Source organism: Candidatus Edwardsbacteria bacterium, assembly GCA_018821925.1.
Classification (GTDB): domain Bacteria; phylum Edwardsbacteria; class AC1; order AC1; family EtOH8; genus UBA2226.
The window spans coordinates 12891-28256 of sequence record JAHJLF010000053.1; the positions used below are offsets into that span (position 1 = coordinate 12891).

At 52.6% G+C, this 15366-nt stretch carries 15 protein-coding genes; 1 reads left to right on the forward strand and 14 read right to left on the reverse strand.

All coding sequences use genetic code 11. From position 1 onward, the window contains the following. Window positions 1-111: 111 nt before the first annotated feature. The 7 genes from KJ869_06170 to KJ869_06200 all read right to left on the reverse strand — a co-directional run bounded on the left by KJ869_06170 (window position 112) and on the right by KJ869_06200 (window position 4036). Complete coding sequence (locus tag KJ869_06170) at window positions 112-696, reverse strand: hypothetical protein (GenBank protein ID MBU1576778.1); 585 nt, start codon at window positions 694-696, stop codon at window positions 112-114. A gap of 291 nt (window positions 697-987) precedes the next feature. Further along, a complete protein-coding gene (locus tag KJ869_06175) occupies window positions 988-1269 on the reverse strand; it encodes a hypothetical protein (GenBank protein MBU1576779.1) in 282 nt (93 codons plus the stop codon). A 21-nt stretch (window positions 1270-1290) separates the two neighbouring features. Further along, window positions 1291-1572: a hypothetical protein gene (locus tag KJ869_06180; protein MBU1576780.1), complete on the reverse strand. Its 282-nt coding sequence runs from the start codon at window positions 1570-1572 to the stop codon at window positions 1291-1293. Between the two features lie 382 nt (window positions 1573-1954). After that, entirely contained in the window at window positions 1955-3199 is a 1245-nt protein-coding gene (locus tag KJ869_06185; GenBank protein MBU1576781.1) for an alpha/beta hydrolase, read from the reverse strand. 22 nt (window positions 3200-3221) lie between these two features. Beyond that, window positions 3222-3389, reverse strand: coding sequence for a hypothetical protein (locus KJ869_06190; protein MBU1576782.1), 168 nt, complete (start codon window positions 3387-3389; stop codon window positions 3222-3224). A gap of 28 nt (window positions 3390-3417) precedes the next feature. Then, entirely contained in the window at window positions 3418-3813 is a 396-nt protein-coding gene (locus tag KJ869_06195) for a response regulator (GenBank protein ID MBU1576783.1), read from the reverse strand. A gap of 34 nt (window positions 3814-3847) precedes the next feature. Continuing rightward, window positions 3848-4036 (reverse strand): hypothetical protein, encoded by a 189-nt coding sequence (locus KJ869_06200; protein MBU1576784.1) that lies wholly within the window; start codon window positions 4034-4036, stop codon window positions 3848-3850. A 44-nt stretch (window positions 4037-4080) separates the two neighbouring features. On the opposite strand from KJ869_06200, the gene KJ869_06205 reads away from it, so the two are divergent. Then, on the forward strand, window positions 4081-4449 hold the full coding sequence (locus KJ869_06205; GenBank protein ID MBU1576785.1) for a hypothetical protein: 369 nt from the start codon (window positions 4081-4083) through the stop codon (window positions 4447-4449). A 168-nt stretch (window positions 4450-4617) separates the two neighbouring features. Here the strand turns inward: KJ869_06205 and KJ869_06210 are convergent, their stop codons facing one another. From KJ869_06210 to KJ869_06240, 7 genes are read right to left on the reverse strand one after another with little or no spacing between them, the layout of a single operon-like run. Further along, entirely contained in the window at window positions 4618-9369 is a 4752-nt protein-coding gene (locus KJ869_06210) for a sigma 54-interacting transcriptional regulator (GenBank protein MBU1576786.1), read from the reverse strand. A 1-nt stretch (window position 9370) separates the two neighbouring features. After that, the gene (locus KJ869_06215) at window positions 9371-10948 is read right to left on the reverse strand and encodes a hypothetical protein (protein ID MBU1576787.1); all 1578 of its coding nucleotides are present in this window, start codon (window positions 10946-10948) and stop codon (window positions 9371-9373) included. A 16-nt stretch (window positions 10949-10964) separates the two neighbouring features. After that, window positions 10965-11522, reverse strand: coding sequence for a hypothetical protein (locus KJ869_06220; GenBank protein MBU1576788.1), 558 nt, complete (start codon window positions 11520-11522; stop codon window positions 10965-10967). Between the two features lie 13 nt (window positions 11523-11535). Further along, on the reverse strand, window positions 11536-12705 hold the full coding sequence (locus KJ869_06225) for an amidohydrolase (protein ID MBU1576789.1): 1170 nt from the start codon (window positions 12703-12705) through the stop codon (window positions 11536-11538). A 2-nt stretch (window positions 12706-12707) separates the two neighbouring features. After that, a complete protein-coding gene (locus KJ869_06230) occupies window positions 12708-13559 on the reverse strand; it encodes a GGDEF domain-containing protein (protein MBU1576790.1) in 852 nt (283 codons plus the stop codon). A 60-nt stretch (window positions 13560-13619) separates the two neighbouring features. Then, window positions 13620-14813 (reverse strand): cysteine desulfurase NifS, encoded by a 1194-nt coding sequence (gene nifS, locus KJ869_06235; protein ID MBU1576791.1) that lies wholly within the window; start codon window positions 14811-14813, stop codon window positions 13620-13622. Window positions 14814-14847: 34 nt separating this feature from the next. Beyond that, the gene (locus KJ869_06240; protein MBU1576792.1) at window positions 14848-15153 is read right to left on the reverse strand and encodes an MTH1187 family thiamine-binding protein; all 306 of its coding nucleotides are present in this window, start codon (window positions 15151-15153) and stop codon (window positions 14848-14850) included. Window positions 15154-15366: the final 213 nt, after the last annotated feature.

Sequence of the window (15366 nt, forward strand, 5' to 3'; positions counted from 1 at the left end):
GTGCCCTGGATTCCCGATCAGGTCGGGAATGACAGTATAGCCGGGCATTACAGCCAAGGGCGGGGTTGACCCCCGCCCCTGCGATATTCTCCTATCGGCCTTTATGAGTGATCACCTGGCGTATTCGCTCTGGCCGGCGAAGCCCTCCATCCGCATCAGGCCCTGCGCCTTTTCCAGCCGGCGCTGCAGATCGGCGGTCTGGCTTCTCATATCATCCAACCGCAGATCCCGGGCCCGCAGTTTTTTCAGGATATAATCCAGGTTCTGGTAATGGAAATAGTTTTTCAGGTAGTGGCCCATGTTTAGGTCGTTTACCAAGCTGTCGAACAGGGCAAAGCCGGGCTCCCTCCGGCCATCGTCGCTTAAATTCCTCCAGATATCCCTCTTGGTCTGGCCCCGGCAGCAGTAGAGGATCCACCGCTCCAGATACAATTCCCGGGCCAGGGCCAGGGCGTCGTTCCGAGCCTTATGCAGCTGGCCCTCCACGATAGCCAGCTCGCTGAAGATGTTTATCGGCGCCCAGAGATAGGCCTCGTTGAGGCCCCGGTCGGTCTCCTCGAGGAACGAACTGAGCTGATAGCGCTGTTTGCACTGATTGCAGTTCATCTCCCAGTGTTCGTCAAAGGGCCCATTATCGTCGTGATAGAGGTTGACCGTGAAATAGCTCTTGCCGCAGGGGCATTTGTACTTTTGCATTTGATTGCCTGAAAACGCCATGCTGAAGCCTCCATTATTTATTGATGCTTGCCGTGCTGATCCCTGTTCTCTGTCTCCTGTCCCCTGACATCTGTCATCTATTCCCTCTGATCTGTTCCCTGTCCCCTGACATCTGTCATCTATTCCCTTTGATCTGTCCACTGTCCACTGTCCCCTGACATCTGTCATCTATTCCCTCTGATCTGTTCCCTGTCCCCTGACATCTGTCATCTATTCCCTCTGATCTGTCCACTGTCCACTGTCCACTGCCCCCTGTCCCCTGTTCCCTGGCTACAGCTTGGTCTCCCCGTTCTGCTCCAGATCGTACAGGGCCCTGAGGCCGTAATAGAAGCGCTCCCGCTCCAGAGCCTTCTCCCATTCCCTTAGCAGGGGGACCGCGTCTAAGCTTTTTTCCTTGAGTTTGGCGCCCAGCTCTGCCTGTTTTTTCTTCCGGGTGTCCTGGGCCGATTTGACCCAGGCATAGGGAACCGCCTTGCCTTTGCCGCGGAGCATCAGATAGGCTTCTGAGGCGTTCCCCCCGGTGGTTTCAAAAAGACCCGGCTTGCCGTTCATTTTGATCCTTTCTGATTTTGGTTAAATGGTTTGGTTGACCATCAGGACATTTCCGCCCGGCTGGATCCGGTGGTGGCACTCCCGGCAGATGATGTCGCAATTGGCGGCCACGTCGATTATTCCATTGACTAACTTTACCCGGTGATGCCCCAGCCAGCCCTCCGCCTCATGCAGCTGGCCGTGCTTCTCCCAGTGAAGATCGCGGCAGCAGGGAACCTTCTCCCCGCCAATGATCCTGGTTGACTCGCATTTTCCCCCGGCCCGTTGCCAAGCCTGCTTAAGGGTTTGTTCCGAAAATAGCATGCCTTTTCCTTTCAAGTATGTTTTGTTTCTTTTTTAAAATCATTTCCCCACACTTGGGGAAGAACCGAGGCGGCAAAAGGACCTGCACTAGATTTGCTTTTGTTTTTCTATAAATTAGGCTGGGAGGCAGATTTACGCTGATATCCGCAGATACCCTCTTTGTTCATTATTATAAATCTTTAAACCAAAGTTTACTAACGACCAAAAGCGTCCGGTTTCTTGGCTTTTTTGGGTTTCTGAAATTCATAACTTCGGGTTTGTTTTGAGCTTCGATATTCGTATTTTGGATTTGCCAACCGTCAGTAAATCATTAAAATCTGCGTTTATCTGCATCCAAAGATTGAAATTCCTGTACATAAATGTGACGGGTGCAATCATCCCGTCAGAACCTGTAGATGGGCTCCCGGTCCAGCTTGTCCACCTGGTCGATGGTGAATTTGGGCAGCTGCTCTATGTCCGTCAGCTTGAACTCGGTCCGCACGGTCTTGATTACCCTTCCTGTCAGGAATGATATCACCAGGTCCTGGATCAGGTCGTAGGCGCAGAACGAGGCGTGAAACCCGGCGATCTTTCCCAGGTCCAGCTCCCAATCGCCCAGCTTCTTCTTGGTAACACAGACCTGGTAGATGCCCTCACAATAGGTGCTGACCGCCGGCACCACGCCGTCGCCGATGGGATCGCAGCGGTCGTCCCGGGGGAAATTGTAATCCACCGGGTTGCGGCTGCCGACATTCACCGACCGCAGGGTCCTCTCCCCCTTGCCGTAGACCATCAAAACATTTTTTTGAAATTCCGGGGAGAAATCCCGGGCGTTGCGGTAATAACTGTAGCTATTGCCCAGGTGACGGGCCAGCGCCTCTGGTCCTATCTGGGCGGCCACATTGTCCTGCCATCTGGAGGGATCGAAGATGTTTACCGGCTCGCCCTTTCTCTCCACCGCCGGGCTGGGCCACAGCAAGCTCTCCTCCGGGTTGCCGAAGCCGTCGTAGGGCAGCAGATCGTATACCCCAGGCAGGGTCCGGGCAACCCGCCTCTTGCCCTTGCGGGTGAACCAGTCGAAGAACCAGGCCTCGCCCATTATCAGGTGCTTCAGGGCATATAACGAACCCCGCAGCGGCGAGGCCAGCATCACCAGTCGGTTTATCCGGCTCTCGCCCAACAGGACCGTGGCGTAATGCTTGGCCAGGCATCCGCCCATGCTGTGGCCCACTATATTTACCTTATCCACCTTGAGCCCCCGTCTTTGGTAGATGGTATGGGCATTGCTTTTGCTGATGATCAGCTCGACAAAATCCGCCAGTTTGGCGGCGTTATGACTGATGGAGTGCCTCCAGTCGTAAGGAAACACATAGGTCCTGGCATATCCCTCCCGGTCCAGGGGCAGGCTCTCCCGCAGTTCGGCTATCATCTCGCCGTACAGCAGGGAGATCACCTTGTTCTGGTATGCCGGCCGGTCTATCTGGCGGTCGCATCCGCCGTCATCGTCCGGCATCACCGGATCGTGATCGGTCGTCATCTTGTCGAGGGCCGGATTGCAGGCCGCCTGGTATTCCAGCCGATGGTGGCCGGACTGGGCGGTCCCCAGGATCCCCGGAACGAAAATTATGGGATAGATATTCTGTTCCATATTATCTTACCTTTTAAAAGACTCACAGGTCGCCGGAGTTATCCTTGAACAGGCAGTACTTATGTTTGTGGTGGATCTTTTTATAGGGACAATCGCGGGAATCACAGCAGAGGAATTTATGATCCTGATCAAAAAGTTCATATTGCCCGGCCGGGAACCGATGGCTTAGCCCGCAGACAGGATCTGCCATACGATCCGGATCCTCCATGTCTTTATTTTCATCTTTCAAAGATGTCATTTACCTTTTTTATCAAGGTTGTCATCCGGTAGGGCTTTTGCAGGAACAGTATGTCATCGCTCAATTCGCAATCCTCCTCCAGGCTTCCGGAAACGATTATCCCTTGCAGCCCAGATTTCCTTTTTTTGAATTTCTTATAAAGCTCCAAGCCGGTGGCGCCGGGGAGGATCATATCGGCCAGCAGCAGATCAATTTCAACCCAATGCGCCATGAACAGGCGTTCCGCCACAAAGGCATCTCCAGCCGGCAAGACCTTATAGCCAGCGGAAATCAGCATTTGCGTCTCTATTTCTCTTACCGAAACCTCGTCCTCGACCAATAAAATAGTCCGGCCCCCGGCAGGCGCGCTTTTCAAATCGGGGGATGTTTCGGACATTCTTTCGTTCCGACAATTCAAAACTTGATTTTTGCTAATATGCCCGGGCTTCCATCCGCTCGGCCAGGACCATGGAATTCTGGTATAAAATCATTCTTTTGGGCTGATCGATCTTGCCCAAGGCATTGATTATGATTTTATCCTTATCATGGGCCAGCACTTTACCGTAATACTCCTGCCCGTTATTGAGCAGAAAGTGATATACGTGGATCTTATCGAACATGCCCTCTCCTTATAATAAACAGATGAAAAACAAACCGAAGCCGGATGAATCATCCGGCCCGGCGATTGCAATTGACTTTTCATGATCGAAGATATTTTACTTATGGTTCTATGGGAGGAAGCGGCGGTAGTGGATTGGTCCCCGTGGTGGTTGGGGGGGGCGGGTCGTCATCGGCAACTAAATTTGCTACACCGATCGCCGAGATCAGCACTACTGCCAGTAAAATAGAACTTAGAAACTTTTTCATTATTACTCCAAAAATTATTGATTTTCGATTGCTTGTTCATATATTAATACTCTCATTATCCGTGCCAAACAAAAGATTCTTCTCCGGATCAATAAATTATATTGCCCTGCAACGAGTTATGGTTTATCAAAAGAGGCTTGGTTTCAACAATAAAAAAAGCCAGTGAGACATAATGTCTCACTGGCGCATGATATAAGGTTCGATTATTTAGTTAAACCACTGTTTTTCAGTATGTTATTTAATGTGTGTCATTATGGCACACTTCAGTCCAATGTCACAGTTTTATTTTAATTCCCAGGTCAGTCCCGAGTGCCGGGTCAATTTATAATTCCAGTCATGCTTTAATTTTATATTTCTCTATCAACCTGTAAAAATGGCGCCGGGAAATTCCTACTGACTTTGCCGCCAGCGTAATGTTGCCGTTAAAGTTTTTTATGGCCTCCCCAATTTCCTGTCCTTGATCGATCTGCTTCTTGTCTTTTATTGTTGCCATATCCGAAGATATCTCCAGCTCTTTAATGGATATGGTCTTTGTATTCGCCAATAATGCAGCCTTTTGGATGGTGTTCTCCAGCTCCCTTACATTGCCGGGCCAGGAGTAATTCATCATTTGATGCTTTGCTTCCGAGCTGAACCGCAGCCCTATTTTACCGAATTTTTTCTGGTATTTATCCTTGAAAAACTCCGCCAAAAGCAGGATATCGCTTCCCCGCTCCCGCAGTGGCGGAATGGGAATGGTCACAACCTTAAGGCGGTAATACAGGTCCGCCCGGAAACGCCCCTCGTTGATCTCGATCTCCAGGTCCCGGTTGGTGGCGCAGATCACCCGTACATCCACCGTCCGGCTGGCAGATTCTCCCACCCTCCTGATCTCGCCGCTTTCCAGCACCCTCAACAGGCGGGGCTGGACCGCCTGACTGGCGCTGGAGATCTCGTCCAGGAACACCGTGCCCCCGTCGGCCGATTCAAAAAGCCCGGTCTTGTCTTTGTTGGCCCCGGTAAAAGCCCCCCTGACATAGCCGAACAGTTCCGATTCCAGAAGCGTTTCGGGGAGCGAGCCGCAATCCAGGGCCAGGAACTTTTGTCCCCTTCTTTCCGACAGTTTGTGAATGGCCTGGGCCATTACCTCTTTGCCCGATCCGGATTCGCCGTCCAGCAACACGTTTATGTCCGCTTTGGCAATGACCTTTATCCTGTCGATCATCTGCTGCATTGGCGCGGACTGTCCGATTACTAAGGAAGAAATATCTTCTGCCTGCGATATGGCATCGCCCTGGCTGGATTTGAGCTTAGTGATCAGTTTATTGCTCTCCAGCACCGCACCGATAATGCCGGCCAAAGCCAGCACGAATTCCTTCTGTTCCTTGCCGAATAGCCCTGAGGTGACCCTCGAATCCAGATAGATGGCCCCGGCCGCCCCTTCCCGGAAGCTGATGGGAACGCACAACAATGATCTGATGACATTCCGCTGAACGCTCAATCTGGAGCTGAATGCTTCATCCACCGAAGCATCGTTGGAAATTATCACATCCCCCTGGCTGGCGCTGTTCAATACCGCCGAAGCTGAAAATTCCAGAGCGTCGTTCTTGGTCTGGTCATCCAGGTCGATCTGGGCCGCCAGGCTTATTTTAGATTTTTCATCCAGCAGGAACAAGGCCCCTCTTTCGGCCCCCGCCATCTCCACCGCCAGCTTTAGGGCAGACTGGGCCAGGGATCGCTGGCTGCCCTCAGTTGACAATGTTTCGGCTAATTGGTAAATGCCTCTAAGCAATTCTACCGGAACGGTTGATTTGCCGGACTGGCCGAAATATATACGCGAAGCTTTGACGATGATCTCCCGGACTCTCTTTAAATAATCGGGGGTTCCCATTTCGATGAATTCCGATTCCGCCTTTAGCAGCCCGGGCATTATTTCCCTCAATAGATCTCTATCATTATATTTTATCGCTTCTTCGGCTGTTTGCAGCCAGCAATTGGCGGCATAGAACTTGTCCCCGCTTTCCAGCATTTCCTTTCCAGCCGCCAGGGACATCCTGGCCCCCTCCAATCTTGTGTTTTCATCAGCCATATTTATCATTCCCTCCACCGCTTTTATCCGGCTGACCAGTACCGGGTTTTTATCCGGGGCATCTTTTGCCGCTTTCAACCATTCATTGGCCTTTTCAATATTACTTATTTTATATTCCGCATAGGCCATATCCGCATATATCTCGGGATCAGGTGTCATGGCCTTATCCTTATAGTCATCAAGCGCCTCGGCAAAGGTGGATAGGGCCATCTCGTATTTTCCCTGTTCCAACTCAACCCCGGCCCTGGCTTTGAGGATCGTTTCCTCCGGATAGTGGGATTTTTGCAATCGGTTGACTTCGATAGCTTTGTCGATGCGCTCCAGGGCCAGCTCTTTTCTCCCCAGCATATTTTCCAATATCCCCAGGGTGGTCAGATAGCCGATCGGGGCGCCGGTTTCCCCATCCGCTTTACTTTGATGGTACAGCTCATAATATATATTATATGCCTGCCCGAACCTTCCCTGCTTCATGGATATGTTTGCCAGTCCGTATCTGGAGCTGATTAAACTGTTGGTTTCGTTGGTAGCCAAAGCGTGATAAATGCTGTTTTGATGGGATTCTATTGCGCCCTTCCAGTCCTTAAGCTCGAATAATATCGCCCCCAGGCTGCAATAAACTTTAGCCAGCCGCTGGCTGGGAATCTGGGAATCCGCCCGACTTATCGTTTCCGTAATCACATCCCTGGCCTTCGTCAAATTTGACGTCATCCACAGAGCAATAGCATAAACAAAATCACTCCGCATTGAATCATCGCTCTCATCGCCGCAGGTATACTGCCGCGCCCTGTCGAGATAATTTATGACCTCCCCCCAGCAGCCATTACGGTATGCTAACTGAGCCATTAATTCATAACTTAATTTTACCAGGCAGTCTTTTCCCTCCTTCGTGTTTTGAGAAATGCCGGTCTGAATTATCTTTTGCCCCAAGGCAGGGTCGCCCTTAATAGATTTAACATACCCTCCATAGGCCCTGGCCATCATTACTATATCTTCATTAATAGATATACTGCCCCGGACGATCTCCTCGATTTTATTCTCGGCGACATCCAGAAATCCGCCCGTTATCGAAACATAGAAAAATCGTTTCCAGTATTTCGGATCGTCTTTAAGAGTTTTTTCCAGGGACATCCAGGTCTCAAGGGCGTTTTTCCATTGCCCGAGTTGGCAATAGGTGTCCGTGATTTTGACGGCCAGTTCCTTGTGAAGATCCGTTCCTGTTTTGCCCGAATCAACCAGATCCCGGGCCAGGAACAGTGTGCCGTAGATGTCCCTTGCCGCCGCCGCCTTTTTATACAACTGCAGCGTCACCCAAACCCAGCTTTCCCAATCTCCCTTTTGGGATAAAAGGTTTTTATAGATGCCCCGGCAGAAAAACTGCCCGGTGGTATCCCCGCGGCCTTTTACCAATCCAGCAAACTCTTGATGTTCCCCTGTCCCCCACTTTCCGACCACCAGCGCTAAAACCTGATCGTCGCCCATTGCCCACCGGCCATCAAAATTTACTGTTTTGTATCTCAAGCCGATCACCGGATCCTGGTCTGAGGAGACCTTGCCTAAGCTGACGTTTATCGCCGCCCTTTTCTCGTCGCTGGACAGGTTTTGCCACCAGGCTTCCAGTTTATTTTTAATTTCTATCGGCCAGCTGGGGTCCTTATGAATTTCTGGCCATTTTAAATGCCAGGTCCCGAGTTTTCGCCCGATCAGTTCTTGTCTGACCAGATGACCGACCAGTTTTTCAGCCCGCTCGATGTCATTGCCGGTTTGTTTGATCAGCCAGCTGGCAAGCAGTCCCAGATCGTACCGGTTTATTCCGCTCAGACATCCCCTCAGAGCCCTTTGATATAACTGTTCCGTGGCCGGGTTCAATGAAAGGCGCACCATGTTCTCCGGCTGGCTTTGCGGATCATCACCCGTCCCGGCAAATATTATACTGAACTTCTTATCCCCGGCCAGCGTCTTTACTAGCTCTGTTGATTTCCCGGCATTATCAACCAGAATAAAAGATCCGTTTTCAAATTCAAGATCCCGCAAATTTGCATCGGTCAGCGCAGCTGCGTCAATATAATAACTCCGGCCTCCCTTAAGCTGGTTTATATAATTTACTTCCTTTAAAAAATGCGTCTTGCCGGCCCCCGGGCCGCCGGTCAAATTAATCAAAACCGCCTGGCCTTTATTACACAAGGACCAGACCTTCCTTAAACCATCTTGCGGGGCGACATAATCGAAACCACTCAAATATTCTGGATCTTGAAATATTTCCATTTCGCGGCCCGCCATAAGCAGCTCTCCGGCCGAACCCAACCTCTCAATCGGGTCGTGCCGGAGCATCTTCATCAGGATATCAGCCCCAGGGCCGGAGATCATTTCCTTGATATCGGCCATCAACGGTTCATTCCTGTTAAACCGCCTTTCGGGGGGGGGAAGTTTCCCGGACAGCATTTCATATAATAAAAGACCCAGGCTGTATACATCAGAAGCCTGGGTAATGATTCCCTGTCCCGAAATAAGTTCCGGAGAGGCATAGGCCGGAGTGCCGGCGGTGATCCCGGTCAGGCTTGATCCTGCCCTCCTGGCCAGGCCAAGATCCAGCAGCTTGACAACCGCACCGTTTAAAATGATATTCTCCGGTTTCAGGTCTCCGTGGATAAATCCCCGTTGGTGAATGAAATCCAGAATAACAGCCAGCTTATTCAACACGGTCAGGGCCTGGCTCTCCGGTAGCGGCCCCTTGGAAAGCCTGACCGACAAAGTGGTGCCGGGACAATATTCCTGGGCGAGCATGGCCGATTGTGATGTTTGGTAAAAATCATAAACTGCCGGCAGGCCCGGATGATTGATGCGGTGCAAGCGTATGAATTCGTTTTTTAAGAGGGCACGGCCGGAAGCATCGGCTGTTTTTAAAGCCAGTTTCTTGCCGGTGATACTGTCCCGCACCAGAAATACTTTTCCGAATCCGCCCTGCCCGATAGTTTCAAGGAGCTGGTACCGCCAATGCAATTTTATGTCGTCTCTTTCCATCTTATCGTTTTTCCCGGTCTTTCTCTTTCCAGGAAAAGCTTGTCAGCCCGAGCTGGCCGCCGGCCCATAATACACCGTCCACTGATAACACCTTTGCCACATGCTCATCCAGCAGTCCGTCCTCCTTGCGATACACCATCCACAAGCTTTTAGCTTTCTCAAAACGGACCAATCCGGCATCGGTGCCAATCCAAAGATTGTTATCATCCACTGCCAGACATACCGATCTGCCGGCATTATAATTGCCTGCCCGGGGATATTTTTCCCAGGAGGCGCTTCTTCTGTCGTAGCGCAGCAGGACATCTCCCGACAGCCACCAAACATAAGGTCCATCAACCGCTACCCCCAGTAATTCGCCATCCATTTCGACCGGAGATTTACCGTCATAGCGGTATATTTTCAGGCTGTCGGATTTATCCAAAATCAAGCCGCCCTGGCTGGTGGCCAGGTAAACCTGGCCGGTTCCCAGGGCTATCTGGTTGACTTCACGCTCATCCTGGCCCTCCCAGCCAAAGGATTTACCGCCTGATTTTACAGCATATATTGCCGGGCCGGAGCGGGTGCCCACCCACAGCGTGTCGGATTGCAGCAACAATGCAGTAATCATGTCATCGGGCAGGCCGTCATAACGGGTGATGGTGGTGGCAAAATCACTTCCTCTCTTGACCGTGATGATCCCCCGGTCGGTCCCGATGAACACCCTTTTATCGTCAAAAGCCAGACAGTTAAGGCGGTAGTTCGCCAGGTCAAGATTGAACAGTTTGTTGAGCTGTTGCCACTGGTCGCTATCTTTGGTTATCAGGGTTATGCCCCCCTGTCCGGTTGTGCCTACGGTATGGCCGCTGGCATACAGCCCGGAGACGCTGGTGCTGGCTAAAAAGCCCTTGGTGACCTGGATTTTTTCTTTGCTGATCAGATCATACTTCCACAACCCCAAGCCGGAATAAGCCGCCCAGGCATACCGGCCGGTAAATTCTGCCGCATAGGCGGTAAGATAATGCCGCCCGGCCCAGCTATCCCAAATCGGCTCGGCCAGAAAATACAGCCGGCTGTTGCTTCTAAGCGATTCGGCATCGACCCGGCCGAACCATTCCAGTTGTTGGGGGATGGCTGATTCTTTGCTGCACTTCCCCGACCATCGATCGCAAAGATAATACCCGCCGGGGGTCCTGACCCAGACGCCTTCGGCGCCAAAAGCCACCTGGGCTATGGTTTCGGGAAGGAATATAGGGGGGTTCTGCATGTCGGATATCAGGCGGTAGGGGATCATTTTGTCGGCATAGACAAAATAGAGGTCGTTGAAGTAATGGTCCAGGGCCGTGAACTGAAAGTTGCTGCTGGGGGGATGCAGGGGAAAAGAAAAATCCCATTTATCAAACAGCTTATCATACCTGGCCCCGGCGGCCGATGAAAAAGCATACACATAACGGGGGTCGGTTATTATGGTGCGGATGTCGCCTTCAAAGGTAGCGCCGCCGAAGCTCCTATATTGATGCCAATCCGATTGAGCCCAGGCCCCGCCGATGAGAAATAAAATTAAAGCTATAACTGCCTTTGATATTTTTGCCGAATTTTTCATTTTCTGATGATAGGAGTTATTGGGCCGGAAAAGTCAGACTGCCGTCGGGTTGGTAAACCCATTTAAAAGTTGTTTCGGTAATGTTGTTGATGCTGTCAACCGTAATTTTGGTAATAATTATCTTGGCATATTTTTTTTGATTTGCCCTGATAGCCAGGGTTTGATATACTGACAGGTTGGATATTGGGGAAACAAATCCCGAGGTGTCCGAAATAGCCGTCAGCGAGTCGAAAAAGGCATAGGCGTTTGACGAGTCCGGGGAGCTATCCAGTAATTTAAAAGCCGAATTGCCGTCTATCGACCAAAATTGCGGCAGATAATTGGTTGCTAAGGATACTCTTACCGAAATATCCGGAAAAACCTCGCTGGTGTTGGGGTAATAGATTACCTGGGCTGTGGCAAAATAAAATCCGCTTCCGTTATAATTTACCACTTCTTTGTTGTCAACGGTGGCGGTACCCGAGGTGGGATATACCGGGTCGTCAGGAATTACGATCTCCACCGGCTTGGCGCAGGATAAAAAAAGATACAATGCCATTAACAATAAATATGCTTTATGGATTCTGCCGAACATTGGCTGCTCCTTGTTATTGGGATAAATAATTTAAAGCTATTGCTGTCAGGATCTCGGCCCCCAGCGGAAGCGCCTTTTCGTCTATGGCGAATTTGGGGTGATGCCAGGGGTGGGCTGTAGCCCGATCTTTACGGCTGCCCAGCCTTAAAAATGCCCCCGGCGCCTTTTGTAAAAAATAGGCCATATCCTCGCCGCCCATCATGGGCTCGGTGATGCGGACTGCGGTTTTTTTGCCGTGCAGTGAAGCTATTACCTTTTCACAGAAGTCGACCATGCCCGGGTCGTTGAACAGCACTGGATAGCCCCTCTCATATCTTAAGCTGGCTTTCAGCCCGTTGGCCCGGGCAATGCCTTCGGCCAGCTGCCTGATCCAGATGGGCATCATTTTGGTGGAATAGAAATCGATGGTGCGGGCGGTGCCCGTTAAAAGCGCCTGTTGAGGAACGATATTATGCTTGCTGCCGGCCTGGACCTGACCGACGGTCACCACCGCCGGGTGGACCGGATCGACCTTTCGGCTGGCTATGGTCTGCAGGCCCATGATTATCTGGGCCGCGGTGGTCACCGGGTCCAGGCAGTCGTGGGGCCGGGCGGCATGGCCGCCCTTTCCGGCAATCGTGATCTCGAAATTATCCGAGGCCGCCATCATCGGCCCCTTGCAGAGGCCCACCTTCCCTGTGGGAAGGGAGGAATCCAGGTGGAGGGCAAAGACGGCATTCACCCTGGGAGCTTCCATGGCACCATCCTTGATCATCCCCAGGGCGCCGCCGGGGGGCGTTTCCTCCCCCGGCTGGAAAAGAAATTTGACCTGCCCCTTGATCACATCTCTTTGGGAGGACAACATTTTTGCCGCTCCCAACAGCATGGCCATATGCCCGTCGTGCCCGCAGGCGTGCATGATCCCGGGGTTATTTGAAACATAGGATGTTCTGTTGTCTTCATTGACCGGCAGGGCGTCCATATCGGCCCTCAATGCCACGGTCTTCCCCTTACGGCAGCCCTGGAGCAGGCCCACCACCCCGGTGCCGCCTACCTTAAGTTTAACCCTCATCCCGAGCTTTTTCAACTCAGCCGCCAACACCCGGGAGGTTTGAAATTCCTTGAAAGAAAGCTCGGGATTTTTATGGAAATGTCTCCGCCATCCTATGACATAATTATCGATGTTCGGTGGGCTTTTTATCAACTTCACTCCTCTTTGCAGATCCCAAAGGCTTGGTTCTTTCCCATAGCCTTGGCCTTATATAATAATTTATCGGCGCAATCCAGCAGCTCGATCTTGCTTCCCCCGTCATCGGGGAACGAGGCCACCCCGGCGCTGACCGTGACCTTGCCGCCTGGCATGACTTTCTGATTGGGAAAATGTCCGGCGGCTACCTTCTGGCAGATCCGCCCGGCGATAGTCAGGGCCCCCTTCTTTTTGGTGGAGGGCAGGATGATGGTGAATTCCTCGCCCCCGTAGCGGGAGGTGGCATCCACCTTGCGCACCGCTTGCAGCATAATCTTGGAGATTTCCACCAGCAGTACGTCCCCGGCGATGTGCCCGTTGGCGTCGTTGTAGATCTTGAAATCGTCCACATCGATCATCAGCAGGGAGAACGACATCCCGTAGCGCCGGGCCCTCTCCACCTCCTCGTCCAAGCGGTCCTGGAAAAAACGGTGATTATAGAGCCCGGTCAGGCCGTCGGTTACCGCCGACAGCAGGGTCTTTTCGAACAGATCTATCTCGATTATTTTGGGGTTCTGTATCTGTTGCTGGAGGTTGATGAAATAATCCAGCAGGGCCACCCTGACCCCCACATTGCGGCCCAGCTTTCGGCTCATCTCCTGCTTGTGCTGTAGCACCTTCTCCCAATGCTGTTTGGCCTGGTTCTCGCTGAAGTGGAGATGGACCATGGTGTATATCAGGTCGCTGTACAGGCTGTCGGCCTTCTCCCGGCGCACCTGCTCCACCTGTTTCAATATCTCCGCGGTCTCGCCGTTATCCTGGCCCAGGGACGAAATGACCTCCTTGGTGAAATTATTTTTTCGGGATTTCATAACTTACCTCATCTGATATTGACGATGGCCTGATAAAAAATCTCTAAACCAAACGAGCTCTCAGCAGGATTTGCTATTGATGCCGCAGGAGGCCCGGGGGGCGATGGGCGACATCTCCCGCAGGCGGGCCACCGCCTGGGACAGCACCCCCACGGTATAATCCATCTGTTCTTCGGTGTTGCCTCTTCCTATGGAAAAACGCAATGACCCCTGGGCGATCTCGGTGGGCACCCCCATGGCCGCCAGCACGTGGGATGGCTCCAGGCTGCCGGAGGTGCAGGCCGAGCCCGAGGAGGCCGCGATCCCCTTCATGTCCAGAGACAGTAAGATGCCCTCCCCCTCGATGTATTCGAATGAGACGTTCAGGATCCCCGGTAGCGATTTTTCCGGGTGCCCGTTCCGCCTGACATGGAGAATGTTCTTCTCGATGCCCTGCCACAATCTTTCCCGCAGGGCGGTCAAACGGTCCCATTGGACCAGCCTTTCGCCGGCGGCCAGTTCTGCGGCCGCCCCCAGACCGGCGATCCCGGCAACGTTCTCGGTGCCGGCCCGGCGGTTCTTTTCGTGTCCGCCCCCGTGGATCAGGGGATGCAGGCGGGTCCCCTTTTTGACATACAACGCTCCGACCCCCTTGGGGCCGTATATTTTGTGGGCCGATACCGACAGCAGATCCACCCCCAGGGTTTTCACGTCCGTCTCCAGTTTGCCGAAGGCCTGGACGGCATCGCTGTGAAACAATACCTTGTTCTCCCGGCAGATATTGGCCAGCTCCGGCAGGGGCTGGATGGTGCCGACCTCGTTGTTGGCCTGCATCACCGAAACCAGTATGGTCTTCTGGTTTATCGCCCGCCTCAGTTCTTCGGGGTCCACCAGGCCATATCGGTCCACCCCCAAAAAGGTGGTCCTGATGTTGAAATGTTTCTGCAGGTACTCAAAGGTGTGGAGCACCGCATGATGCTCTATTTTGGTGGTGATGATGTGATCGCCCTTGTCCCGGTTGGCAAATACCGCCCCCTTGATGGCCTGGTTGTCGGACTCGGTCCCGGAGCCGGTAAAAACCACCTCCGAAGGATCGCAAGCCAGCGCCGCCGCCACCTTTTCCCGGGAGGCCTCTATTGACTGGCGGACCTCCCGGCCCAGCGAATGAATGCTGGAGGGATTCCCGAACTTGGGGCCGTAAAAGGGAAGCATGGCCTGCAGGACCTCCTCCCGCACCGGCGTGGTGGCGCTGTGATCAAGATAGATATGTTCCATTTTCATTACCCTAAGTGAAACAGCTGTGTTGGGATTATTTTTTCTTAAGCCCCTCCACCACCCGGGCCCGCTTTCCTTCGATGGTCACCGGCTTGTCCTTCCGGTCGTCGATCTTGATGGAGGTGAACACCCGCGGGGCCCCGGTGGAAAGGCAGCGCTGATGCATGGCCTGGGCCACCGCCAGAATATCTTCCAACGGGCCCTCGATATTGGTGCCCATGGAGGTTATCTCCAGCTTCAGCCCGGTGCTTTTTGCCAGCTTGATGGTGTCCACCACAAAGCTGGAAACGCTGGGACTCCCGGTGCCCACTGGCACGACGGTGATCTCGGCAATGGCCATTTCCTGTCTCCTAAAAAACGTTGGATATTCCGGCGGCCGGCTTATTGAAGCCAGCCGCTGTATTTTATGGGCTGATAACGGCGCCGGGCGGATTTACTTTTTGGCTGGCGTCTTGCTGATGCCGCCGGCTACAGCCTTGATGGCTTTCTTCCTCTGGGAACGGCGGACCCGTTTTTTCTTGAAATCCTGGCTTTTCATTTTCTGTTTATTCTT